Genomic DNA, 22,928 nt, shown 5'->3' on the forward strand with positions numbered 1-22,928 from the left:
TTACTGTCGATTGGGATGCGGTATGACTTTATTTCTCGATCTTAAGTGTTTTTAGTTAGGTAAGTATGCCATAAATTCCCCAAAAAAACTTGTTTTATTAGCGATCGTACTTATTCTATCTACACCAAGTGAATAAGTAAGACTTTATTAAGTGTTTTCAGTTGCGTGAATATACCGTGAATTTGCAAACAGAGCCGTTGTCTATTAGTGATTCTAATTATGCTATTCACAAGCGCTGGATGACTAGGGCTGTGGAATTAGCACGATCGGCCGGCGCGGAGGGCGAAGTGCCCGTGGGTGCTGCAATTGTTGACGGTAGTGGCAAATTGATTGCCGAAGCGCAAAATCGGCGGGAGCGAGACTGCGATCCGACTGCTCATGCTGAAATCTTGGCTCTGCGGGCGGCCGGCCAAGTTTTGCAAGACTGGCATCTCAACTCTTGCACGCTCTACGTAACGCTGGAACCTTGCCCGATGTGCGCTGGTGCGATCGTACAAGCTCGGATCGGTCTGCTGGTATATGGAGCAGATGACCCGAAAACTGGCACGATTCGGACTGCGGCTAATATTCCAGATAGCGCTCATTCGTGTCACCGCTTGGAGGTGCTCGGCGGTATCATGGAGTCTGTTTGCCGCGAGCAGTTGCTTTCTTGGTTTGAAGCGCGCAGGAAAAGTTAACAGTAAAAGTTTTGACTCTTGGAGGCGATGTTTAGTCGAACTTGGCTATTTAACTGAAATAATAGGTAATTGCCCGATCGAGCTCTCTTGGCGGTTGACGGCTCTGCGGTAGTGCTGTCGGGTTGGCTGAGGTTTTACCAGTTACAGATTTATCTATTGCGGGTGCGATCGCTCGATCGGCACAATGCCAATAGCAAAAGTGTCCCGTTCAAACAACTAAAGATGTGTCAAACAACATACTTTAGACTTGAGCTCTCGATAAAGCCGCTTAATTGCTATGCGCCACACCGCCACGATCGCCGTTGAGTCCAGTAAATCATCTCTAGTGAAGCCAATGCCTGCCAAGGTAGCATTTAATACCTCTCGCGTTTCTCCTTGGTTAACCTCCTTGCTCTATCCGCTAGGTCACTATGTTGTCCTACCGTTTCATTTTGGCAAGATTGAGATAACCGGACAGGAGCACTTGCCGAAAGACGGGCCTGTCATCTTAGCCCCTACGCACCGTTCCCGGTGGGATGCCCTAATGATGCCCTATTCAACCGGACAGATGGTCACTGGACGCGATTTGCGGTTTATGGTAACTGCTGATGAGGTCAAAGGACTGCAAGGTTGGTTCATCAGACATTTGGGAGGGTTTGCTGTGGATATCAAGCATCCAGCAATTAGCAGTCTCCGTTACGGCGTGGAATTGCTTCTAGACAAGCAGATGTTGGTCATTTTTCCCGAAGGCGGCATTTTTCAAGATGGCGAAGTTCACCCGATTAAGCCTGGATTGGCTCGTTTGGCAATTCAAGCAGAGTTGAGCAAACCGGGTTTGGGGGTGAAAATTGTACCTATGAGTATCCGCTATCGCCCGCGCATTCCTCGATGGGGTTCTCAGGTAAAAATTGCGATCGGTGCTCCGATTTCCGTGGCGGATTATACCAATGGTGGCGGCGGCAAAAAAGAAGCTAGATTGTTGACTGCCGAGCTCGAAATCGCTCTTAAAAATCTTGATGAAAGTTGTTAGTTGTTATAGCCTTTCTCAGGTAAATTAGGTGCTCGCGAGCGCATCGGGCATCGGGCATGGGTGGTTCCTTTTCAAAGAAGGGAATTGCGAATTGGGATCGATCGTACTTCACGTCAAAAGAAAACCGCTATAGTTGTTAGTTGTCAAGTGATATAATATTTGTAACCACTGTTGAATGCAGTGGTAAAGTTTTGCTATGCAATGTCAGAATCAATGGGTTTTGCTTTGAACTTTAAGCCTGGTCAAATTGTCAGTTTAGAATGTGGAGATGCGTGCCTGCATTCAGAGGTGATCCAAGTGGTTGAGGCACGTCAAGTTTGTTGGGTGCGCCCTTTGATGTTAGTTGTATTAGTGTCGGGGAAGGATTTATCTGAGCAATGGTTGGAAGAATACACTTTATCCGATTTGCGAGATGGTGCTGATTTGCTTTGGCCGCTGAGTTTGTTTCGGGCGGCTTTAGATACTGAGGTAATTTCACTGTTGACTGAGTTGCACTCTCTGGATGCTGAGAAAAAGGATGGTGTTATTGCTTCTCGGCAACTTAGGGATTTTGTCGATCGAGTTTGGGAAGCTTTTCCGAGTGCTTTTCATTAGTTATTAGTCATTAGTCATGAGTGATTAGTCATTATCGTACAGTAATAGTGCGAGCGTCTCGCTCGCGGCATGGCTCGCGAGCGAGACGCTCGCACTGACCATTCAAAACAGCCAACAATAACTAATCACAAATAACAAAAATATCAATCTAAAATACAGCGTGTGAAAGTTCTGCGGGATTGAGATTGTTGTGAATAACTTGACCGTCGCGGAACCAGACAACGCGGCGAGTTTGGCGCGCTACTTCCGGTTCGTGCGTTACCATCACAACCGTCATGCCGCTTTCATTGAATTCTGTAAAAATATCCATTACTTCTTGAGTAGTTTTAGTATCCAATGCACCAGTCGGTTCATCTGCAAGCAACAACACGGGACGGTTGACAATAGCCCGGGCGATCGCAACTCGCTGCTGCTGTCCTCCTGATAGTTGATTCGGTCTGTTTTGCAGGCGACTTTCCAGGCCTACTTTTGTTAAAGCATCTACTGCCCGTTCGCGTCTTTCCGCTGCGGAAACACCCGCATAAACCATCGGTAACATCACATTTTCTAATGCTGTTAACTGAGCCAACAGGTGAAATTGTTGGAATACAAACCCCAATTTTAAGTTGCGAATTCCGGCTAATTCTGCTTCGGGCATTTGGGCGACATCTACGCCGTCTAAGTAGTAACTGCCGCTCGTCGGTCGATCGAGACAGCCGATAATATTCATAGCTGTAGATTTGCCCGATCCCGATGCGCCCATAATCGAGCAATATTCTCCTTGTCTTACCGTTAAGCTGACGCCGTTTAAGGCGCGAACTTCGAGGTCGCCAATCCCGTAAACTTTTGTTACATCTTCCAGACCGACAACAACGGGCTTTGAGAGGACTTGCGGGTCGAGGTCTTGGTATGTATCGGTTTGTAGTTCAGGCATTTTTTTTTCTGTGCGATCGACACAACTAACTACTAACTTAACACTTCTTATCGGTTTTGGCGGCGGTCAGGGCGATCGTTTGGACGCTAATTTCAGTATCAGGCGTCATTGCAAATGCACCGGAGTGGAGTGAACCAATCCCGAAGAATGGACATTGCTTCGCGACTTTAAACAAGTGGGACAAATTGTAATTATGGAACTTACACAAAGGTGGTGAGAAACCGGGTTTTTTCACGAAAATCATTCGCTACAGCGCGCATAAACCATAAACAACCCGGTTTCTGTGGTCTTGATGCGTAAGCCCTAAATTAAACAATTTGTCGCTTAAATGCTCTCAGGATCGATGTTCAATTCGCGCAGTTTTGCTGCCAAACGTTCGGCTCTTTGAGCTTCCTGTTCGGCACGCTGGCGGTTTAATTCTCCCTGTTCCTCCAATTCCGCATAGGAAAGAAACCTTTGTCCATTGGGTCGATATATTTCTAACCCAGCTTCGCCCAACTCAAATCGCACTCCCAATCTCGGACTTACCCAGCCCTCCATCGGCTCAATTATTTCTAAGTTTCCTTCAATTCTTTGCCAACCGCTCAAATCGTTGTTTTCGGGATCGTAAAGGTAATATTCATCGACTCCATAGCGATTGTAAAATGAAAGTTTTTTGTACATCTTGGTTTGTCTGTCGTTGTGAGAGCGAATCTCAAACGCAACTTGGGGACCAATATTATCTTCGTTAAATTGCAGGTAGGAACGTCGATCGCCCTTTGGTCGGCTAAATATTACCATAACATCCGGTGCTTGAGAAATGTCGGGTCTACCTTCAACTGGATACCACAGTAAATCGGCTGCTACAAACACGTTTGGGTCGTTTTTAAACAGCGATTCGCAACCTTCTTTGATTTTGACGATTAATTTGTATTGAATTGTGCTATCTGCCATTGGTTGACAGTCGCTGCATGGATAAATAATTTGTTCGGTCGTGACTTGCATAGTGGTTGTCTCCGAGAACTATTTGATATTAATTATACTATTTTTTGAACTAGCATAATTTGTTGATACTTTTTTTGTTGAGATTACAGATTCTCTAATTTTGCCAATTGTTGCTGGGCAAAATTGCGGACTTGTTCATCTGGATCGTTGGCAAATCTATCGCGAAGTATTTCTAAAGTTTGTGGGTAATCGGGGTATTGCTGGAGCATGATTTCAAGTAATCTTTTCCGGGGGTTATCTTGCGATTTGTACAGGCGTCCAAAAGGATGATTGATAGCAATATCGACCAACCCTTCAAATATCCCTGGTTCATTTTTACACTCGAATGCTAATTCTTGTACTGCTGAATATCGCACATCCCAACTCTCATCAAATTGAGCCAGTTGTTTGAGAATAGGTAAGGTTTCCGGGTCATCTTTCCACCCCAGTGCTAATTCTTGGACTGCTGCTTGTCGCACAGCCGAATTCTCATCAGATTGAGCCAGTTGTTTGAGCCACGGTAAGGTTTCTGGGTCATGTCTCCACCCCCGTGCTAATTCTTGAACTGCTGAAGATCGCACCTCCCCATCATCATCAAATTGAGCCAGTTGTTTGAGGATAGGTAAGGTTTCTGGGTCATGTTTCCACCCCCGTGCTATTTTTTCGACTGCTGCTTGTCGCACAGCATAATGATTATCAGATTGAACTCGTTGTTTGAGGATAGGTAAGGTTTCCGGGTCATCTTTCCACTCTCGTGCTAATTCTTGGACTGCTGCACATCGCACATACCAATTCTCATCAGATTGAGCCAGTTGTTTGAGGAAAGGTAAGGTTTTTGGGTTATCTTTCCACCCCATAGCTAATTCTTGGACTGCTGCATATTGCCCAGCAAAATTACGATCAGATTGAACCAGTTGTTTGAGCCAAGGTAAGGTTTCCGGGTCATCTTTCCACCCTCGTGCTAATTCTTTGACTGCTGCATATGATGGCACATCCGAATCATTATCAGATTGAGCCAGTTGTTTGAGCCAAGGTAAGGTTTCCGGGTTATCTTTCCACCCCCGTGCTAATTCTTCGACTGCTACATAGGGCACCTCCGAATCATCATCAGATTGAGCCAGTTGTTTGAGCCAAGGTAAGGTTTTTGGGTCATCTTTCCAGCCCCATGCTAATTCTTGAACTGCTGCACATCGCACATCCGAATCATCATCAGATTGAGCCAGTTGTTTGAGCCAAGGTAAGGTTTCTGGGTCATCTTTCCAAGTAAAGCAGATCGCACTTACTGCTTGAGTGCGAATTTCAGCAACTAGCGTTTCCTCTTCTTCATAAGCCTCATAATAATAATTGAGATCGTACTTGGTTAACTCTTTTAAGCGTTCAAGCAATTGACTCTCAACCGCAGCAATCTCTTTTCTCTCCCTCACCTCATTCAAACACTTCGCTGCCAAAAACAGATTGCTGAACTTTTGGGCGGCCCCATCCTGTTCAATCAAAAACTCAATCAATTTCCCGGTAAACTTTCCAGCAATCAATCCCGCAATCAAGCACAAAACTTCCTGCCAAGATTCATCATCCCAGTGCTTGCCAAAAACATCTGTTTTCAACTCCTCCAGTGTAATTTCTTGTGTCTTCTGAAACCTTTCCACCACCTCAGACGCACAGAAATATTCCAAAAAAGTTCGATGCACAAACCCATAAGTATCCGCACCCAAATAACATAAAATAAAGTTGCGAGTTCGCAGTTGGTTAATTATCAACCTTGCCCGCTCTTTCGGTCGATCGAAATCTTTATTCTTCAGATATTCTGTCAGGGTATTCTCCAAATCTTCCGCACTAATAATATTGCCAGCTAAGCCTTTAGGTGCTGCTTGCATTTCGTAAGCGACTCGCCGCAGCATTTCTTGCTTATCTTTAGCATCAATAGTTTTCGGATCGAGCCTGCTATCCTCTACTAAAGACCTTTCCACATCCCATTGATAAAGCAACACCCGCGAAGCTTTTTTGTAAAGTTTCGCCCTATATCTCGGCAATTCTTGACTGCGATTTAAAATCGCCATAATCGTCAACAATAAGGGATTACCCGCTAAATCTCGAATCCTTGATGAATACTCCAATGCTTTTTTCATGCGCTGACTAATCCGCGCTTTTTCCCCAGCATCAGTAAAAGTTAATTCGTGCCAGCGGCGAACAAAATCCTGAATTTGTTCCGCATTCAAATCTTGGAGAATAAAGTTATGAAACCCTGCATCTTGCAAGCGTTGAGGTTGGTAATCAATAATCCGAGACGTGACAATCGCTCGCACGCGGGGATACTCATTGGTAAACCGATGAATCGCCGTAATTACATCTTCTCGTTTCCCAGGATCGAAAATTTCATCTAATCCGTCGAACATCACCACAGCGTCGCCTGCTTTAAGCTGTTCCTGCAATTGATGCTGATTCAAGTGACAAATTGAACCCGGACTTTGATGGAAAAATTCGAGGAAATTCTTGCAATGTCCTGATTCCCCGCTGCGAATGTAAGTCCGCAATTCTATTAGCAGCGGAATCGGCTGAGATGTCACGCTATTTAAGGGCGATCGCGCCCAGTTTAATGCTAAATATTGTAACAGAGTAGACTTGCCAGAACCCGGATCGCCTAAAATAACAATGTAGGGATACTTGTGCTTGTCATTGATCACATCTAACACCGATACGATCGGCTGAGAAAAATAACCGCGCCGATATTTCTCTAAATTTTCTAGATCTATCGCGTCTAATTGATTGCTGTCTTGCAGCCGCCGTTGATGTTCTTTAGGAATTTCGTAAGCTTGGGGCAGAAATGATTCGTAAATCGATCGCACATCTTGGAAAATAAATATTTGCCAAACCTTCAGTTTTTCCCGATAATCGTAGGTATTGGGATCGACGCTGCTTAAATTGAGATTGCTGTAACGCTCGCACAGAGCTTCTTGATATTGCCTCAAGTCAAAATCGGGGATAATCCCCGCCGTTTCTTGAGTATTTTTTTGAATGCTATCGAGATTTTGAGCATTCAAGATATCGCGCAAGTCTTTTGAGTCAAAGAGAATTTCTTGAACTTCTGCGAGATACTGATTGGCGATGGTTTGCCACTTAAATCTTGCTGGTAAAGGAGTTAAATCTAGTTGACTCCAGGTTTGTTCGAGAAGTTCTGCATCAAGAGATTCGCGATCGCTCTCAAAAGCCTTGCCCAAAATTTCCTTAACAGACTTGTTATTGATAAACTGTTTAACATCTTTAATATACAGCTTTCTTTGCTCTGGGGAAAGTCCGCCAATTTTCAACTGCTGTTCCACCAACTCCAAAAACTTTTTGATTGCTTGGCCCGCTGCGACTTTTCGCGGGTCTTTTTCGACTAAGACGTTTTTCAAGGAATCTTTAAAAAAATCTTTAGCAAAATCCTTCGCGCCGTCTTTGATCAAGTCTTCTAAGATGGGTTGAACGAGAATGCCGACTCCTTGCGTCACTCCCCAGAGCAAAAGCCAATCGATCATACAGCTAGCCCGAGAATTAATTTATGTTTATAATATAGCAATAATCAAGGATTGATGAAAATATCAAAAACTGTAGGGTAATCTCCCGTGATTGCCCTGATAGGTTAGGGTAGTATCAGTTTTCTATCGCTGCGCTGCGATTAGCCCCGATCCCCCCTGATTCTTGCCCCCTACTACCCCTTAAAAATCGGGAAGATCATCAAAGTTGCGCTTTTTTACAGGGATTTACGGGAGTTCGACTCGGCTATAACGAGCGATCGACAATTAGCTCTTTCCTTCTTGGTGGCGGTTGCAAAATAGTTACATTTTTATATGTTTCTTGTCGATCACTTATGCTATACTCTAAAAATGGGAGCGTGAGCAATTTTAAAATTAATGCCTAAATTCCTATTATTTAATAATACCATGTCAATCGGAAAAAGTAAAGTAGTTGACCCCCAACAAAAACAAAAAATTTTTGAGCTACCATTAAGAAAAGTAAAGCGAAAAATTGGCAAGTTGGCGATAAGAAGGTAGAGACAATTATGACATACGATTACGACTTGTTTGTGATAGGTGCAGGTTCCGGCGGATTGGCGAGTTCCAAGCGAGCAGCATCCTACGGGGCAAAAGTGGCGATCGCCGAAAACGACTTAGTAGGCGGAACCTGCGTAATTCGCGGCTGCGTGCCCAAAAAACTGATGGTTTACGCCTCAACATTTTCGCACCTTTATGAAGATGCGGTGGGCTACGGTTGGAGTCCAGTAGAAAGCAGCTTCGACTGGGAAAAACTCGTCACCACGGTAGACACAGAAGTGCGCCGACTCAGCAAACTGCACATCAGCTTTCTCGAAAAAGCCGGAGTAGAATTAATTTCAGGATACGCCAAATTTATCGACCCCCACACCGTCGAAGTTGGTGACAGAAAAATCACCGCTGCCAAAATCTTAATCGCTGTCGGCGGAGAAGCCGAAAGAGTGCCAATTATGGGCATCGAACACGCGATTACCTCCCGCGAAATATTCCTGCTAAAAGAGCAGCCAAAACGGTTGGCAATTTGGGGCGGCGGCTACATCGGCGTCGAATTTGCTTGCATTATGAACGGGTTGGGAAGTCAAGTAACTCAAATCATCCGCCGCGACTTAATTTTGAACGACTTCGACGCAGAGATTCGCACCAACGTGCAAGAAGGAATGATTAAGCACGGAATCGAAATTTTGACAGAAAGCTCGATCAACCACATTGAGAAAACCCCAGAAGGCTTAAAATTAACTCTGTCTGGAACATCCGAAGGAACGCTAATAGTAGACGCGCTGTTGTGCGCTACCGGGCGCAAACCCAACTTGGAAAAATTGGCTTTAGAAAATGCGGGAGTAGAAACAGATAAATGTGCGATCGCAGTTACCAAAGACAGCCGCACCAGTCAGCCGCACATTTTTGCAGTGGGAGATTGCACCAACCGCATCAATTTAACGCCAATTGCGATCGCGGAAGGTCGTGCTTTTGCAGATACTGAATTTGGCAACAATCCGAGAGCAATCAGTTACGAAAATGTGGCATCAGCGGTATTTTCGCAGCCGGAAGCGGCTACAGTCGGCTTAAATGAAGAGCAGGCTAGAGCAAAGTTTCCCGACTCAATTAAGTGCTACACAGCCAAGTTTCGACCGATGTTTCACGCTTTGACAGGCGCAGATGAGAAAACTTTTGTCAAGTTAGTTGTTGAAACTAATACGGACAGAGTTTTGGGCGTGCACATGGTGGGGAAAGATGCGGGGGAGATTATTCAAGGAATGGCGATCGCTGTTAATATGGGAGCTACGAAGAAAGACTTCGACGCGACTATTGGCATTCACCCATCGACTGCTGAAGAGTTTGTGACTTTGCGGTAAACAGGGCGAAGCCGCCAGGGGTTTAAACCCCTGGCTAATAGCTAAAGTCGGTTGAAACCGACTCAAGAAAACTATTTTAAAGAACAGGCAGGATGCCTGTTCCACGCAAAAATTAAATTTTCTGGTTGTGGGGTGGGCGTCCCGCCCGCCCAAAAATACAATTTAGATACAAAACAACTTATTAATGAGTGATTCAACCAAACAAAACAAAATTTTAGCATTCTATCTCGGTCAGCAGCCGGATTCGCAAGGTCGGGCGATCGAGGATATTTGGTCGTGGGATTACCAGAAGCTGGAATCCGTACACAATTACATTCAATGGCTGTTTCCGCTGAGAGAAAAGAGTCGCTTTAATTCCAGTGCTCCTACTTTAAATGATGAGGTAATTCAAGCTTTTAGAACAAGTGAAGAGTTGAGAAATCGCTTACTCCATTCGTTCAATGTCATGCTGGCATTTTACGGGTTGGAATGCCACCAAGGGGAAAACGCAGAAATTGTAATTGCCAAATCCGAGGAATATTTATCAAGAAAAAGAGAGTGGATTGAAAGATTTAATCACAACTACCTGCGGCTGACAAGGATTCTCACAAGTTTGACCGAGTTGGGATTGAAAAATTACGCTTTAGCTCTTTTCAAATGTTTAGATGAGATTTATAATGAAGACAAAGAAAGTATTGGTTTAGAAACTTATACTTATTGGAAAAAAGCTGTAAATAGTTAGAACAGATATTTTAAAATTATCGCTATAGCAAACCATAGGGTTCACAATAAAATTAAATTTTGTGGAACAGGCATCTTGCCTGTTACGGGCGGGCTAGGAGCAACGGCCCACAAGAAAATTAAATTTTTGTGGAACAAGCCGGAGTGGCTGTTACGGGCGGGCTAGAAGCAACGGCCCACAAGAAAATTGAATTTTTGTGGAACACGCATCTTGCCTGTAGCTGACATTGGTGCAGTTTTCCACCCCAAGCGGATTCATGCTCAAAATAATATTTTAAGTTATTTGAACCTTTTTCCAAATCGTCCTGTCTAAACACTTCAGATAACGAACTGGTGGGGGAGACTTCACAGGTGTTAGGTGTGTCAGCCAATGTTTTAACCGATGACTGTTCCGACTCGGACTTAGTTGCTGAGTGTCTAAAGGGCGATCGCGCTTGCTTTCGCTACCTTTACCAACGCTACCAACACAAAGTCAGGTCAACCCTTTACCAACTCTGCGGCCCGTCACTGCTTGACGATTTAGCACAAGAAGTATTCCTGCGAGTCTGGAAAGGATTGCCCAAACTCAAGCACCAGGAAAACTTTTCTACTTGGCTTTATCGAATCACTTGGAATGTGGCTTCCGACCAAAGACAAGCATTTGCTAAACAGCATTCTTTTGACTCCCAGCTCAAAAATCAAGAAGTAATGGATGGGATTATTCTCAAAGATAACACATCCGACTTGATGCAGTTGCACTATCAAGATTTAGTGCAGCGGGGACTGGAGCAATTGAGCTTTGAACACCGCAGCGTTTTGGTGCTGCACGACTTAGAAGACATCCCGCAAAAAGAAGTAGCCCAAATTTTGGGACTACCAGCAGGTACTGTCAAATCTCGCGTGTTTTATGCCAGAAATGCTGTGCGGCAATTTTTGCAAAAAGAAGGTGTCAGCGAGCTATGAATAACCCAAGCAGCGACCAAAAATTAGTTAATTTCTTGAAGCAACATCGCCCAAACCTTCCAGAAGCTGCGCCCGATTTTGAGCAAAAACTTTTAGCAGCAATAGATAGGAATGAGGCGGGTGCGAGAAAGCTAAATTATCTAGGAGAGTCGCAATGTACCCGGTCTAGCAAAATATCGCGAACGATCGGTTTTCGCAAGTGGGCTTTGTCGTCTGCGATCGCTGCTAGCCTGCTAGTTTTTTGGTCGGGATACCGTGCGTTTGAGACTGCACAATTGGCAGACAAGGAAACAGCTAAGTTAGAAGCATTTTTAGTCACTAACTGGGAGGGTGTACTGCATGATTCTAGCGAAGAAAATATCACTGAACGCCCGCAAACAGACTTGTTGAATTTCCCAGTTTCACCTGATAGCGAACCGCTAACAAATAACTAATCTCAAAGAGGTACTTTTTATGTCAATTCGTCGCATTTCTTCCCTAGCCGTTTTAATGCTGACTCTCGGCAGCACAGCCGCAGCAATAGCAGTTCCCAATCCCCTAGAACCGGAAACAATTGCCCAAACTCAGCGTCCCAATCGACCCGCGGGTAAGGAAGGTGGGATGTTCGAGAAACTGAATTTAAGTGCCGACCAAAAACAGAAAATGCAGGCAGTTCGCGATCGCTACAAAGACCAAGTTTCCCAGCGGATGCAAGCAGTCCGCCAAGCCAGACAAGAATTGGAAACGATGATGTCCGGTACGGCAAATGCCAGCGAAATGCGCGAAAAACACCGTCAAATAATCGGATTGAGGCAGCAGTTGGAAGAGGTGCAATTTGAAAGTACACTCGCAATGCGAGAAGTGCTCACGCCCGAACAGCGCAGCCAATTAGCTCAACTGATGCAGCAGCGCCGACAAACTGCTAGAAACAGGATGCAAAACGGTCAAAAACCGCAGTAATTGACGAGTAGTTTTGAGTGAATCGCAGGGTGTGCAACACGCACTCTGGGATTTTCCTTGTCAGCAGGTAGACATCAATAAACGCCTGCATCGAGAAACCCAACTTTTCTCCAATCTATGCGATGGCTTTGTCTCTTGGGAAAAGCAGTCTAAAAACACAGCAATTTAAATACGTGCCCGTGCTTGATTTCTTCGCACTATCAGCATATAAGTTCATCTACTTATTAATGTTTTATTTTTTATTTAATAACTCATATTAAGTTAAAATAATGAGTTTAGAAGTCTCATAAAATTTTTTGGATGAATCTACAGAACGACTCAAGTTATATTTATTTACACGGATTTGCTTCAAGTCCCGATTCAGCTAAGGCTAAATATTTCCGAGATCGCTTTTCTTACCTAGGAATTGACCTAAAAACTCCCGATCTCAATCAAAACGATTTTTCGGGTCTGACTCTCACCCGCCAATTAAACCAAATAGAAACAGAATTTTTGCCAACCCAATCCTCACAGTCTCCGACAGAGAATGTAAAAAATCTAGGGGGAGTCACCATAATTGGGTCTAGTTTTGGGGGGCTGACAGCGGCTTGGTTGGCCGATCGACAATTATCAGTAAAACAAATAGTTTTGCTAGCACCGGCTTTTGACTTTCTCTCCCACTGGCTGCCGCTGTTGGGACAGCAACAGTTAGAAAAGTGGCAGTCTGAGGAGTATTTACAAGTTTATCACTACGGCGAACAGCGAGAGGTGCCGCTGAATTATCAGTTTGTGGCAGATATGGCTCAATACCCTGAAGAAAAATTAATGCGGTCAGTCCCTACGTTAATACTTCACGGCAAGCATGATACAATAATACCGATTCAAGCTAGCAGAAATTTTGCCGCTAACCGTCCCTGGGTGCAATTAATCGAATTAGAAGACGATCATTCTTTGGGAAATGTCCTAGCCCAAATTTGGGAAGCGATTCAAAAGTTTTGCCAATTAAAGTAAAATTGGATGAACTTGCAGGTTTTAACAATCAAATGATTGAAAAAGATAAATCGACTCGCACCTTAGCCGTTGACATTGGCGGAAGCGGCATAAAAGTTATGGTTTTGGACGCTGAAGGTCAACCGCAAACGGAACGCAGCCGTTTAGAAACTCCTCAACCGCCGAAACCGGAACCCGTACTAGAGGCGATCGCCTCTTTAGCCAGCGGACAAGGAGAATTTGACCGAGTATCCGTCGGTTTTCCCGGCGTCGTGCGTCTAGGCGTCATAAAAACCGCAGTGAATTTAGATCCGTCTTGGATAGATTTTGACCTCGAAACTACCCTCAAAGACCGCTTGGGAAAACCTGTGCGAGTGGCCAACGATGCCGATCTTCAAGGATTGGGAGCAATTGCTGGGACGGGGGTAGAATTAGTAATTACCCTGGGCACAGGTTTCGGTTCGGCATTATTTGTCGATGGTATCTTGGTGCCAAATCTAGAATTAGGACATCACCCGTTTCGCAAAGGGGAAACCTACGAACAGCAATTAGGGCGATCGGCATTAGATACAGTAGGTTCCAAAAGATGGAATCGCCGTCTGGAAAAAGCCCTCACCTCTCTGCAAAATCTCTTTAACTGCGATCGCCTTTACATGGGCGGCGGCAATACTAAAAAGATTGTTTTTGATTTACCGGCGCAGGTTAAAATAGTACCGAATGTCAGCGGTTTGTTGGGCGGGATTGCTTTGTGGCGCGATTGAATAAACTTTGTGGCAAAAGTGCCCATCCATATCAAAGAAACCTGGTTTTTTGTCAGGATTAAAGGCAATAATTCAGTAGTTCCGTAAAAAACCCGGTTTCTGCGTCCAGGACAGTTGATGTGGTTTTTGGCTTGTGCGTTAGCGGAGCCCTCGAAGAGGATCGCCCTTTAAAAAATTATTCGCCCATCGGATCGCGGTAGCGTTTGGGTTCATCCTTGCGAAACAAATTCGCCAAACCGAGGATGCCCAACAAACCCAAAGCACCCCAATGATTGTTGTCGCGCTTGCTTTCTTGAAAGGGAGTTCTGTCTAGAACAACTCCATTAGAACCAGTATTGTTCTGTGCCGGCTCGGAGTTAGTTTGAGCTGAGGCAGGCATAGCTGAAGGGAGAACAGCCAAACTCAAAGCTATCAGGGTAGCAGCGGTATTTTTAGATATATCCGAAGGCTTGACTTTCATACTCGGTCTCCAAATATCAGCAGTTACTTTATAAAAGTAATCAATTTGCTGCCGCCGACGCATCAATCGATCGACAGAAACTAAATTTCCCCTCTCCTCTTGCTTTCGAGATAGAACAAGCTCTATGCTAAGTTCAGATGCTTGTAAGCAAATTATCTAAAATAAAAAGTCGTAAATTATACCATGCTTCCCTTTATCCGAAAAGATTTAGCCGAACTTACCGCATACACTCCCCATCCGGGCGGCGCGTCAGGAGAACCAGCGCACTCGGAAAGTGCGATCGATCGCCTAGACACCAACGAATGCCCCTACGACTTGCCCGAGGAATTAAAAAAAAAGCTAGCTTGGACTTACCAGCAGTTAATTGAGACAAATCGCTATCCCGACGGAGGGCACGCAGCACTCAAAGAGGCGATCGCCCAATACGTCAATGAATCGGTCGCAATCCCCCCGCTAGGTGGGGTTAAACCGCGAAATACAGCCATTACAGGCGACAATATTTCTGTCGGTAACGGTTCCGACGAACTAATTCGATCGCTCTTAATAGCGACGTGCTTGGGTGGCGCCGGCTCTATTTTGGTAGCGAATCCCACCTTTTCGATGTATGGAATTATCGCCCAAACCCTCGGCATTCCCGTTGTGAGTGCTCGGCGGAAAGAGGAGAATTTTGAAATCGATATCGAGGCGGCTAAAAGGGCGATCCTCTCCGAGGGCTGCGCTAACGACCAAAATCAAAATCCCCCCGTGCGGGCCGTCTTTGTCGTTCATCCCAATTCCCCCACAGCCAATGCTTTGACAGCAAATGAAATAGAATGGCTGGAAAAATTGCCGTTAGAAATATTAGTAGTCATTGACGAAGCTTATTTTGAATTCAGCCAAAATACTTTAGCCGACAGATTGCACCAACATCCGAATTGGATAATTTTACGCACATTTTCCAAAGCATTTCGATTGGCTTCAATGAGAGTCGGATATGCGATCGCCCATCCCGAACTCGCAGCCGCCTTAGAAAAAATTCGCCTCCCCTACAACCTTCCCAGTTTCTCGCAAACCGCAGCCGAGTTGGCCCTAGCGCAGCGACAGTTATTGCTAGCAAGCATTCCCGAAACTCTATCAGAAAGAACCAAATTAATTGCAGCGCTAACTCAGCATCAAAAATTACAAGTTTGGCCGAGTGCGGCTAACTTCGTTTACCTGCGGGTTAAAGTCGGTGAGGGCGGATCTGCCGAACAGGAACACAAACAAATCATGCAGCAGCTAAAAGAGCGAGGGACTTTAATTAGGCATACCGGGGGAGGTTTGCGAATTACGGTGGGTAGCCCGGAGGAAAATCAGCGAACAGCCGATCGAATCGCTGCGATTTTAGATTAAAATTAATATCCACCGTTGCTCAATACAATGCTAATAATGAACTCTGTAGAACTATTCAGCGGAGCAGGAGGCTTAGCAATAGGCGTATCAAAAGCAGGCTTTTGTCACAAAGCAGTTATCGAGCTGGACAAAAATGCTTGCGAGACAATTCGAGAAAATCAGCGGCGGGGTGTAAAAGCGATTTCAAACTGGTCTGTTTTTGAGACAGATATCGCTAAATTCGATTTTACATCCCTAGAACTCAAAGAGGGGGTAGACCTCCTAACTGGAGGGCCGCCGTGTCAGCCTTTTTCTGTAGGAGGAAAACACTGCGGGAGTGAGGACGAGCGAAATATGTTTCCGCACTTTTTTCGGGCCGTGCGAGAACTCAAACCCAAGGCATTTGTTATCGAAAATGTTAAAGGTTTATTGCGTTCCTCCTTCACTAAATATTTTGAGTATATTGTCCTACAACTCACTTATCCAGAAGTTGTACAAAGACTGGATGAGGATTGGCCCCATCACCTGTCCCGGTTAGAACAGCATCATACCGCCGGTCGCGGTGACGGACTATCATACCGTGTAGTGTTTCGCTTACTCAACGCGGCAGACTACGGCATTCCCCAAAAGCGCGAAAGGGTTTTTATTGTAGGTTTTCGATCGGATTTAGGATTAGAGTGGTCTTTTCCAGAATCGACTTGTTCTCAGGAAGCCTTGCATTGGGAGCAATGGGTGACTGGCAATTATTGGGAGCGCAATCAAATCTCTAAAAGCGATCGTCCAGACATACCTAGCAAGCTTTCCTCGCGCATATTCAATCTTCAGTTCAACTTGTTTCCACCTCAAAAACAGCCTTGGCGCACTGTGCGGGATGCCATTTCGGACTTACCACAAGAAGGTAATAAAGAAAGCCAAAACAGCGTACTAAATCATATTTTTATACCAGGAGCCAGAAAGTATCCAGGCCATACGGGCAGCTTGTTATATGAACCAGCTAAAACTTTAAAAGCAGGAGTTCACGGAGTCCCTGGAGGAGAAAATATGTTAGTTGAGCGCACGGGAGAGGTGCGTTACTTTACGCTTCGCGAAGCTGCTAGACTGCAAACTTTCCCTGACGAATACTTCTTTCCTCACAGTTGGACAGAAACTATGAAGCAGTTGGGGAATGCTGTCCCAGTCGCTTTGGCAGAAGTTATTGCCTCTAGCATTAGAGCGCGGCTGGAGACAGTTAGAACAGCGAGAGTGTAGTCAATCAATTTGAGCTTTTAGATTTGAAAATTTACTCCATGCTCGAAGTATTTACAGTCCCGCCAGATTTACAAGAAAACTTAATCGCTTTCTGTGGCAGGCAAAATTGTTACAATCTTCAGGAACTCGATCACTTCAGGAACGATTTGAGCGAATATTGCGGAGCATATTTGCTGTACTACCAGGGCGACTTCTCAATGTATAACCTCATTAAACAGGCAAACTTGAATAAGTGCTGTCTGCCAATCTATGTAGGTAAAGCAGCTCCGGGTGGTGGTCGGACGGGGCGTACAACTATTGGCAACACTCTTTACGGACGCTTGTCAGAGCATAGAAAATCTATCGAAGCTGTAGACAATCTAAAAATTGAGGATTTTGCCTTCAAAATCGCGCCGATGGAAATCGATTTAGTTTCATGGGGAGAAGCAGTGTTGATCCGTCACTTCAGCCCTGTGTGGAATAGAGAAATATCGGGATTCGGGATACATGACCCGGGAAGTGGGCGAGCAGGGCAAAAACGTTCTGTATGGGATAGAGTGCACCTCGGTCGCACTTTTGCCGCCAAGCTTCCTCTAGGGAATACTCCGCTCGATATTGATGCTTTGTCAGTTAGTATAACACAGCATTGTCAGCGGATGATATAAGAGTTAGGGTGTCCTTAATTTGGCATCTGATTCGATAGTTTGCAGCCACAGGCGAGAATTAGGAAATAGATAAAATATTTTCATCCTCGATCATTTTCTTGTCGCGCCGCTCGAATAGTCTGGGGGAATACGCCGACTAAAAGTGCCAAAGCTCGATCGGGAATTTGTGCCACTGTTTCCGAATCAAAATATTGTTCAAACTGAATTAAAATCATTTGCGCGCGTTCCAAAGCAGCCTGCTTTGCGGTTAACTGTTCCGTTAACCGCACCCAATGCCGCCGAATTCCAAAAGCTTTCTGTCTTTCTTCGGGAGATTGAGGGCAAACCAAACAAAAATCGCCCACGGGAATCGCCTGCACAGAGTCAACATCAAAAGCACCCCCAACTGCAGCCCCAGGCCCGGCAAACTCCGCGTGGAAGCGTTTAATCAAAATTAGACCGTTCCGGCGACGGCTATCTACCATCAACAGCTTGCCGCTGTTGATTTCTGCGAGAAGAAGAGAGGAGTGGGGGTGTTCTGTCAAATCTGTGCCAAGGTTTCGATGTCGCAAGTCCGGGTCAGCAGAAAAGCCGGCGCGGATAATAGAATTAGAGTTAAAATCAGAGCTGGATGAAGTATCAAATCTGTGATACTCCGGCTGCCGATCGAGATTATTGATTTAAAGTTATAAATTAATAGTGTCACAAGGTGGTAGCGTGAGCGCGCTCGAATATCAAATGCAGGTAGAACAAGCAGTAGACACCCTGAAAGCGGATCTCCCGACGCTTTTTGAAAAAGACATCTCCTACGAGATATACACAAAAGATGTTTATTTTCAAGACCCTGTTAACAAATTTAAAGGAAAAATCAACTATCGCATTATCTTTTGGACTTTGCGATTTCACGGACAGCTATTCTTTCGCGAGATTTACTTCGACCTGCACGGTGTAAGTCAGACTGCCCCCGATACTATTGTGGCAAATTGGACTGTTCGCGGCATCCTGCGGGTTCCCTGGAAAGCTCGGATTTTTTTTAACGGCTACTCTACTTATAAACTGGATAAAGACGGCTTAATTTACGAACATATCGACACCTGGGACAGAGATCCCGGAGAGATTTTAAAGCAGTTTTTCCGCAAGGGGGAGGATGCGAGCCCTGGATAAGCCAAAAAGGTCGATCGGGCCTGGCCATCGGGGCCGACAACCCAATTAACTTATAATGGCTAAAATAATCATCATCCCTCCGATTCATTTTCTGCTATTTGTAAATTGCTAAAATGATTGTCGCCTCCGATTCATTTTCTGCTATTTGCACTCCTGAAAAACATCATGGCTGATATTGTCGAGACTGCCACTAATGCCGGCTCTTTCAAAACACTCGTGACTGTGATTGAAGCGGCTGGTTTGTTAGATTTACTGCAAAGTCCTGGCCCCTACACCGTCTTAGCACCAACTGACGAGGCATTTGCCAAAATTCCTACAAACACTATTGCCTCTTGGATGGAAGACATACCCAAGCTCCAGAAAATTCTGACCTATCACATTCTCTTTGGAGAGGTACTAACTGAGAACTTGCTTGAGTTAAGTTCTGCTGAAACAGTGGAAGGTTCTGTGGTGGGGATTGATACTTCTGACGGCATTAAAGTGAATGATGCTAAAGTTCTCACTTCAGATATTCTTGCCGACAATGGCGTAATTCATATCATTGATGCGGTGCTACTACCAGCAATGGTTGCAGCATAATAAAACTTGTGCTTTTACCTATAAATGTAAGGTGCGCATTGCGCACCTTACGTCTATAATAAATTTAGGATGCGCGGGGAAAATCACCGATAAATGTCGGGTGCGTCCGGAACACATTACCCTACATTTTAAACTACTTACCCGAACCTAAAATCAACCCCGATCGCGCCGGCAGCATCAATTCTAAATGTCGAGTTTCCCCTTCACCTTTCCAAACAAAATCGCCTTTCCCAAACAGCAACTTATCGTGAGGAGATTTCAAATTAGCTACCTCAAAGCTAATATTAGCCTCTTCTGTCGCGACATTGACCGCAACAACTATTTCTTCATCCCCCAAAATTCGAGCAAAAACGTAAACCGTTCCCTCAGCAAACAGAATTTGGTACGAACCAGTGCGGAGGGCAGCGTATTTGTGCCGCAAAGCTATCAACTGCTTGTGGTAATCTAAAACATCAAGTTCCCAGTGAGCTTCTAAGGGAAAACCGCGGCGGGAATCTGGATCGAGAGCACCGGGCAAACCAACTTCATCGCCGTAGTAAATGCTGGGAGCTCCGGGAAAAGTTAACAGCAGCAAATTAGCGAGTTCGACACTAGCTTTATCGCCTCCAGCAATTGAGATCAACCGGGCTGTATCGTGACTGGCCAACAAATTAAGTTGAGTTAGCTGTATCGGCCACGGGTACAGTTCCAAAACGTGCTGAATTTTTTCGCCGTACTGTTTAGCAAAAAGCGGCGGATAGGGATGGTAAGAACGACCTTCAATTTGAGCTAAATCTACCCTGTCGCCCGCTGCAAAAGCAATAGTCGGCGCAGCAAAAAGATAATTCATTACTCCGTCAAATTGACTGCCGTCGAGCCATTCTCTCGCATCTTCCCAAACTTCGCCGACAATGTAAGCTTCGGGATTAACTGCTTTAACTCGTTCTCGAAATTCCTGCCAAAATCCCGGGGTTTTAATTTCAAAAGGAACGTCCAGCCGCCAGCCGTCGATGCCGAATTTAATCCAATATTCGGCGATTTCCATGATGTATTCTCGCACTTCTGGATTGTCGTGATTGAATTCAGGAAGTGCTCGATTCCCGTCCCAACCGGCATAATTAGCAGGAAAATTGCCGTCGTAGGCGGATAGCGGCCAGCCTTCAATTTTAAACCAATCCAGCCAAGGAGAATGGGGGCCGTTTTCGAGGATGTCGTGAAAGAAGAAAAAGCCGCGGCTGGCGTGGTTGAATACGCCGTCGAGGACAATTTTGATGTTGCGATCGTGCGCGGCGTCTAAAAGTTCTTTAAAAGCCGGATTGCCGCCCAACATCGGATCGACTTGATAGTAGTCGTGGGTGTGGTAGCGGTGATTGCAGGCCGACTGAAATATGGGGGTGAAGTAAATTGCGTTAATGCCTAAGTCTTGCAAGTAATCTAGCTGTTCCATAACGCCCCACAAGTCCCCGCCTTTGTAGCCTTGCAGGGTGGGGATTTCGTGCCATTCTTCCCACATGAAGTTTTGCAGCAGGCGTTTGCGTGGCTGTTTGCTTTTGGCGAAGCGATCGGGGAATATTTGGTAGAATACCGCGTGTTTAACCCAGTCCGGCGTTTGAATTTGCATACACTTTTTCTAGCTTTTAGCGCTTAGGCTACAGTAGCAGAGGTTTCTAGGGGATCTAGCTTTTGGTAGAGAATAGACATTTATCCCATTTGGCCGATCGACAAATTGTAAAATATTACACAAATTTGCAGTCAATCTAAGATTGAAAACTGACTCTACCTAGAAATTTATCGTCCCGACGGGCGACGCTTCCTGACTGCTGTCGAGTCGGACAAACTCACAGAACAGGAACGCCAGCAAAAAGAACGGGATAAAACCCAAGCCAAAGCGCGCTTTGTGCGTGACACGGCGCGATCGCCGGGCCTCGAACAACAACAACAGCGCGATCGAGCCTGGATGGAGAAATTGCGAGAACGGGGAATTAACCCAAAAAACTTGTAATTAACAGCCAAAACCCCGAACCTTATTCTTTCTTTAAACTGCCCTTATTTATTGATGGGTATTTTAACTTACAACTCAAAACTTTTTCACATATCTATTATTTATTGATGAGTATTTTAACTCAAAACTCAAAACTCATAACTCCAGTCCGGGACCCACTCCAACTCTCATAAACCGGGTTTTTTAACTCTTATTCAGGGTTGGAAGAAGTATTTGGATTAAACAACCCGGTTTCTGGGTAAGCGACTCAACTCATAACTCATAACTCAAAACTTCCTTGCTCCCCCCCCTTGTCAAGAAGCCCTCACCATCCGACACTGTACTTAAAGAGTTAATCGACCCTAGGGAGAAAGTTCCTTGAAAAAAGTCTTAGCCATCATCCTCGGTGGCGGTGTAGGCACCCGCCTTTACCCCCTAACCAAACTGCGAGCCAAACCCGCAGTTCCCCTCGCAGGCAAATATCGCCTCATCGATATTCCTGTCAGCAACTGCATCAACTCGGAAATAGTCAAAATCTACGTCCTCACCCAATTCAACTCGGCATCCCTCAACCGCCACATCGCTCGCACCTACCAGTTTTCCGGCTTCACCGAGGGATTTGTCGAGGTGCTCGCCGCCCAGCAAACTCAGGAAAACCCCAACTGGTTTCAAGGGACAGCCGACGCAGTTCGCCAATATCTCTCGCTGCTAGAACAGTGGGACGTTGACGAATACTTGATTCTTTCGGGCGATCACCTCTACCGCATGGACTACCAGAAGTTTGTGCAGAGACACCGCGAAACCAACGCCGACATCACCCTCTCGGTTTTGCCAATGGACGAGAAGCGGGCCTCGGATTTTGGTTTGATGAAAATCGACGACAACGGCCGCATTGTTTCTTTCAGCGAAAAGCCAAAAGGCGATGCGCTCAAACAAATGCAGGTGGATACTACTAAACTGGGACTGACAGCGCCGCAGGCTCAGGAAAGTCCTTACATTGCTTCGATGGGGATTTACGTCTTCAAAAAAGAAGTTCTGATTAAACTCTTGAAAGAATCTCCAAACCAAACTGATTTTGGTAAAGAGATTATTCCGAATTCTGCAAAAGACCACAACGTTCAAGCTTATTTGTTTGACGATTACTGGGAAGATATCGGAACCATTGAGGCTTTTTACGATGCTAACATGGCTCTGACAAAACAGCCTCAGCCGCCTTTCAGTTTCTACGATGAAAATGCGCCGATTTACACTCGCCCGCGTTTCTTGCCGCCGACTAAGCTTTTAGATACTCACGTGACTGAATCGATTATTGCTGAAGGCTGCATTCTCAAACAGTGCCGGATCGACCATTCTGTGTTGGGAGTTCGATCGCGCATTGAAGCTGGATGTACGATTCAAGACACCCTAGTCATGGGTGCTGACTTCTACGAACCCGACGCCGAACGGCATTCGAGTTTGGACAACGGCGGCGTCGCCCTCGGTATCGGTGCAGATACTACAATTCGCCGCGCGATTGTGGATAAAAATGCCCGCATCGGCCGCAATGTTCAAATAATTAATAAAGACCGGGTGGAAGAAGCCAACCGAGAAAACCAAGGTTTTTACATCCGCAGCGGCATTGTCGTAGTCCTGAAAAACGCCACAATTCCTGATGGAACTATCATTTAGTTATTA

The 22,928-nt window shown here is 45.3% G+C and carries 23 protein-coding genes; 16 read left to right on the plus strand and 7 right to left on the minus strand.

Annotation, left to right across the window (positions count from 1 at the left end; genetic code table 11):
* Positions 1 to 176: 176 nt before the first annotated feature.
* From tadA to QUA02_RS11755, 3 genes are all read left to right on the plus strand, one after another.
* A complete protein-coding gene (tadA, locus tag QUA02_RS11745; protein ID WP_445305164.1) occupies positions 177 to 677 on the plus strand; it encodes a tRNA adenosine(34) deaminase TadA in 501 nt (166 codons plus the stop codon).
* A gap of 334 nt (positions 678 to 1,011) precedes the next feature.
* The gene (locus QUA02_RS11750; RefSeq protein ID WP_333027811.1) at positions 1,012 to 1,686 is read left to right on the plus strand and encodes a lysophospholipid acyltransferase family protein; all 675 of its coding nucleotides are present in this window, start codon (positions 1,012 to 1,014) and stop codon (positions 1,684 to 1,686) included.
* 201 nt (positions 1,687 to 1,887) lie between these two features.
* The gene (locus QUA02_RS11755) at positions 1,888 to 2,280 is read left to right on the plus strand and encodes a hypothetical protein (protein ID WP_333027812.1); all 393 of its coding nucleotides are present in this window, start codon (positions 1,888 to 1,890) and stop codon (positions 2,278 to 2,280) included.
* Between the two features lie 148 nt (positions 2,281 to 2,428).
* On the opposite strand, the gene QUA02_RS11760 is transcribed toward QUA02_RS11755, so the two are convergent.
* The 3 genes from QUA02_RS11760 to QUA02_RS11770 all read right to left on the minus strand — a co-directional run bounded on the left by QUA02_RS11760 (position 2,429) and on the right by QUA02_RS11770 (position 7,671).
* Positions 2,429 to 3,193 carry an ABC transporter ATP-binding protein gene (locus QUA02_RS11760; RefSeq protein ID WP_333027814.1) on the minus strand — a complete coding sequence of 255 codons (765 nt, stop codon included), beginning with the start codon at positions 3,191 to 3,193 and terminating at the stop codon, positions 2,429 to 2,431.
* A 324-nt stretch (positions 3,194 to 3,517) separates the two neighbouring features.
* The gene (locus QUA02_RS11765) at positions 3,518 to 4,177 is read right to left on the minus strand and encodes a Uma2 family endonuclease (RefSeq protein WP_333027816.1); all 660 of its coding nucleotides are present in this window, start codon (positions 4,175 to 4,177) and stop codon (positions 3,518 to 3,520) included.
* Between the two features lie 83 nt (positions 4,178 to 4,260).
* Positions 4,261 to 7,671, minus strand: a complete 3,411-nt coding sequence (locus QUA02_RS11770; RefSeq protein ID WP_333027818.1) for a HEAT repeat domain-containing protein — start codon at positions 7,669 to 7,671, stop codon at positions 4,261 to 4,263.
* Positions 7,672 to 8,195: 524 nt separating this feature from the next.
* Here QUA02_RS11770 and gor point away from each other — a divergent pair.
* Together gor and QUA02_RS11780 are read left to right on the plus strand one after the other, a co-directional pair.
* Positions 8,196 to 9,539: a glutathione-disulfide reductase gene (gene gor / locus QUA02_RS11775; protein ID WP_333027821.1), complete on the plus strand. Its 1,344-nt coding sequence runs from the start codon at positions 8,196 to 8,198 to the stop codon at positions 9,537 to 9,539.
* Between the two features lie 184 nt (positions 9,540 to 9,723).
* Positions 9,724 to 10,260: an opioid growth factor receptor-related protein gene (locus QUA02_RS11780; protein ID WP_333027823.1), complete on the plus strand. Its 537-nt coding sequence runs from the start codon at positions 9,724 to 9,726 to the stop codon at positions 10,258 to 10,260.
* Positions 10,261 to 10,378: 118 nt separating this feature from the next.
* On the opposite strand, the gene QUA02_RS11785 is transcribed toward QUA02_RS11780, so the two are convergent.
* Positions 10,379 to 10,630 carry a hypothetical protein gene (locus QUA02_RS11785; protein WP_333027938.1) on the minus strand — a complete coding sequence of 84 codons (252 nt, stop codon included), beginning with the start codon at positions 10,628 to 10,630 and terminating at the stop codon, positions 10,379 to 10,381.
* On the opposite strand from QUA02_RS11785, the gene QUA02_RS11790 reads away from it, so the two are divergent.
* From QUA02_RS11790 to QUA02_RS11810, 5 genes are all read left to right on the plus strand, one after another.
* Positions 10,611 to 11,201, plus strand: coding sequence for a sigma-70 family RNA polymerase sigma factor (locus QUA02_RS11790; protein WP_333027928.1), 591 nt, complete (start codon positions 10,611 to 10,613; stop codon positions 11,199 to 11,201). The two genes, QUA02_RS11785 and QUA02_RS11790, sit on opposite strands and share 20 nt — an antisense overlap.
* Positions 11,198 to 11,635 carry a hypothetical protein gene (locus QUA02_RS11795; protein WP_333027824.1) on the plus strand — a complete coding sequence of 146 codons (438 nt, stop codon included), beginning with the start codon at positions 11,198 to 11,200 and terminating at the stop codon, positions 11,633 to 11,635. The genes QUA02_RS11790 and QUA02_RS11795 overlap by 4 nt, the downstream gene beginning before the upstream one ends.
* 19 nt (positions 11,636 to 11,654) lie before the next feature.
* A complete protein-coding gene (locus tag QUA02_RS11800; protein ID WP_333027827.1) occupies positions 11,655 to 12,140 on the plus strand; it encodes a Spy/CpxP family protein refolding chaperone in 486 nt (161 codons plus the stop codon).
* A 300-nt stretch (positions 12,141 to 12,440) separates the two neighbouring features.
* On the plus strand, positions 12,441 to 13,130 hold the full coding sequence (locus QUA02_RS11805) for a YqiA/YcfP family alpha/beta fold hydrolase (protein WP_333027829.1): 690 nt from the start codon (positions 12,441 to 12,443) through the stop codon (positions 13,128 to 13,130).
* A gap of 32 nt (positions 13,131 to 13,162) precedes the next feature.
* Positions 13,163 to 13,870: an ROK family protein gene (locus QUA02_RS11810; protein WP_333027930.1), complete on the plus strand. Its 708-nt coding sequence runs from the start codon at positions 13,163 to 13,165 to the stop codon at positions 13,868 to 13,870.
* 175 nt (positions 13,871 to 14,045) lie between these two features.
* On the opposite strand, the gene QUA02_RS11815 is transcribed toward QUA02_RS11810, so the two are convergent.
* Complete coding sequence (locus QUA02_RS11815) at positions 14,046 to 14,330, minus strand: WGxxGxxG family protein (RefSeq protein ID WP_333027831.1); 285 nt, start codon at positions 14,328 to 14,330, stop codon at positions 14,046 to 14,048.
* Positions 14,331 to 14,513: 183 nt separating this feature from the next.
* Between QUA02_RS11815 and QUA02_RS11820 the strand changes: the two genes are divergently transcribed.
* The 3 genes from QUA02_RS11820 to QUA02_RS11830 are packed head-to-tail and all read left to right on the plus strand — an operon-like array spanning position 14,514 to position 17,572.
* A complete protein-coding gene (locus QUA02_RS11820) occupies positions 14,514 to 15,701 on the plus strand; it encodes a histidinol-phosphate transaminase (protein WP_333027832.1) in 1,188 nt (395 codons plus the stop codon).
* 36 nt (positions 15,702 to 15,737) lie between these two features.
* Positions 15,738 to 16,928, plus strand: coding sequence for a DNA cytosine methyltransferase (locus tag QUA02_RS11825; RefSeq protein ID WP_333027835.1), 1,191 nt, complete (start codon positions 15,738 to 15,740; stop codon positions 16,926 to 16,928).
* A gap of 23 nt (positions 16,929 to 16,951) precedes the next feature.
* The gene (locus tag QUA02_RS11830; RefSeq protein WP_333027837.1) at positions 16,952 to 17,572 is read left to right on the plus strand and encodes an Eco29kI family restriction endonuclease; all 621 of its coding nucleotides are present in this window, start codon (positions 16,952 to 16,954) and stop codon (positions 17,570 to 17,572) included.
* Positions 17,573 to 17,652: 80 nt separating this feature from the next.
* Here the strand turns inward: QUA02_RS11830 and QUA02_RS11835 are convergent, their stop codons facing one another.
* Positions 17,653 to 18,096, minus strand: coding sequence for a hypothetical protein (locus QUA02_RS11835; protein ID WP_333027840.1), 444 nt, complete (start codon positions 18,094 to 18,096; stop codon positions 17,653 to 17,655).
* A 193-nt stretch (positions 18,097 to 18,289) separates the two neighbouring features.
* Between QUA02_RS11835 and QUA02_RS11840 the strand changes: the two genes are divergently transcribed.
* Together QUA02_RS11840 and QUA02_RS11845 are read left to right on the plus strand one after the other, a co-directional pair.
* Positions 18,290 to 18,715 (plus strand): C6orf136 family protein, encoded by a 426-nt coding sequence (locus QUA02_RS11840; protein ID WP_333027932.1) that lies wholly within the window; start codon positions 18,290 to 18,292, stop codon positions 18,713 to 18,715.
* Between the two features lie 165 nt (positions 18,716 to 18,880).
* Positions 18,881 to 19,294 (plus strand): fasciclin domain-containing protein, encoded by a 414-nt coding sequence (locus QUA02_RS11845; protein WP_333027933.1) that lies wholly within the window; start codon positions 18,881 to 18,883, stop codon positions 19,292 to 19,294.
* 133 nt (positions 19,295 to 19,427) lie between these two features.
* Here QUA02_RS11845 and QUA02_RS11850 read toward each other — a convergent pair whose 3' ends face one another.
* Positions 19,428 to 20,894 carry a glycoside hydrolase family 13 protein gene (locus QUA02_RS11850; protein WP_333027842.1) on the minus strand — a complete coding sequence of 489 codons (1,467 nt, stop codon included), beginning with the start codon at positions 20,892 to 20,894 and terminating at the stop codon, positions 19,428 to 19,430.
* Positions 20,895 to 21,632: 738 nt separating this feature from the next.
* Here QUA02_RS11850 and QUA02_RS11855 point away from each other — a divergent pair.
* The gene (locus QUA02_RS11855) at positions 21,633 to 22,922 is read left to right on the plus strand and encodes a glucose-1-phosphate adenylyltransferase (RefSeq protein ID WP_333027844.1); all 1,290 of its coding nucleotides are present in this window, start codon (positions 21,633 to 21,635) and stop codon (positions 22,920 to 22,922) included.
* Positions 22,923 to 22,928: the final 6 nt, after the last annotated feature.

This window comes from Microcoleus pseudofavosus SVA1_A4, from assembly GCF_036700565.1.
Taxonomy (GTDB): Bacteria; Cyanobacteriota; Cyanobacteriia; order Cyanobacteriales; family Microcoleaceae; genus Microcoleus.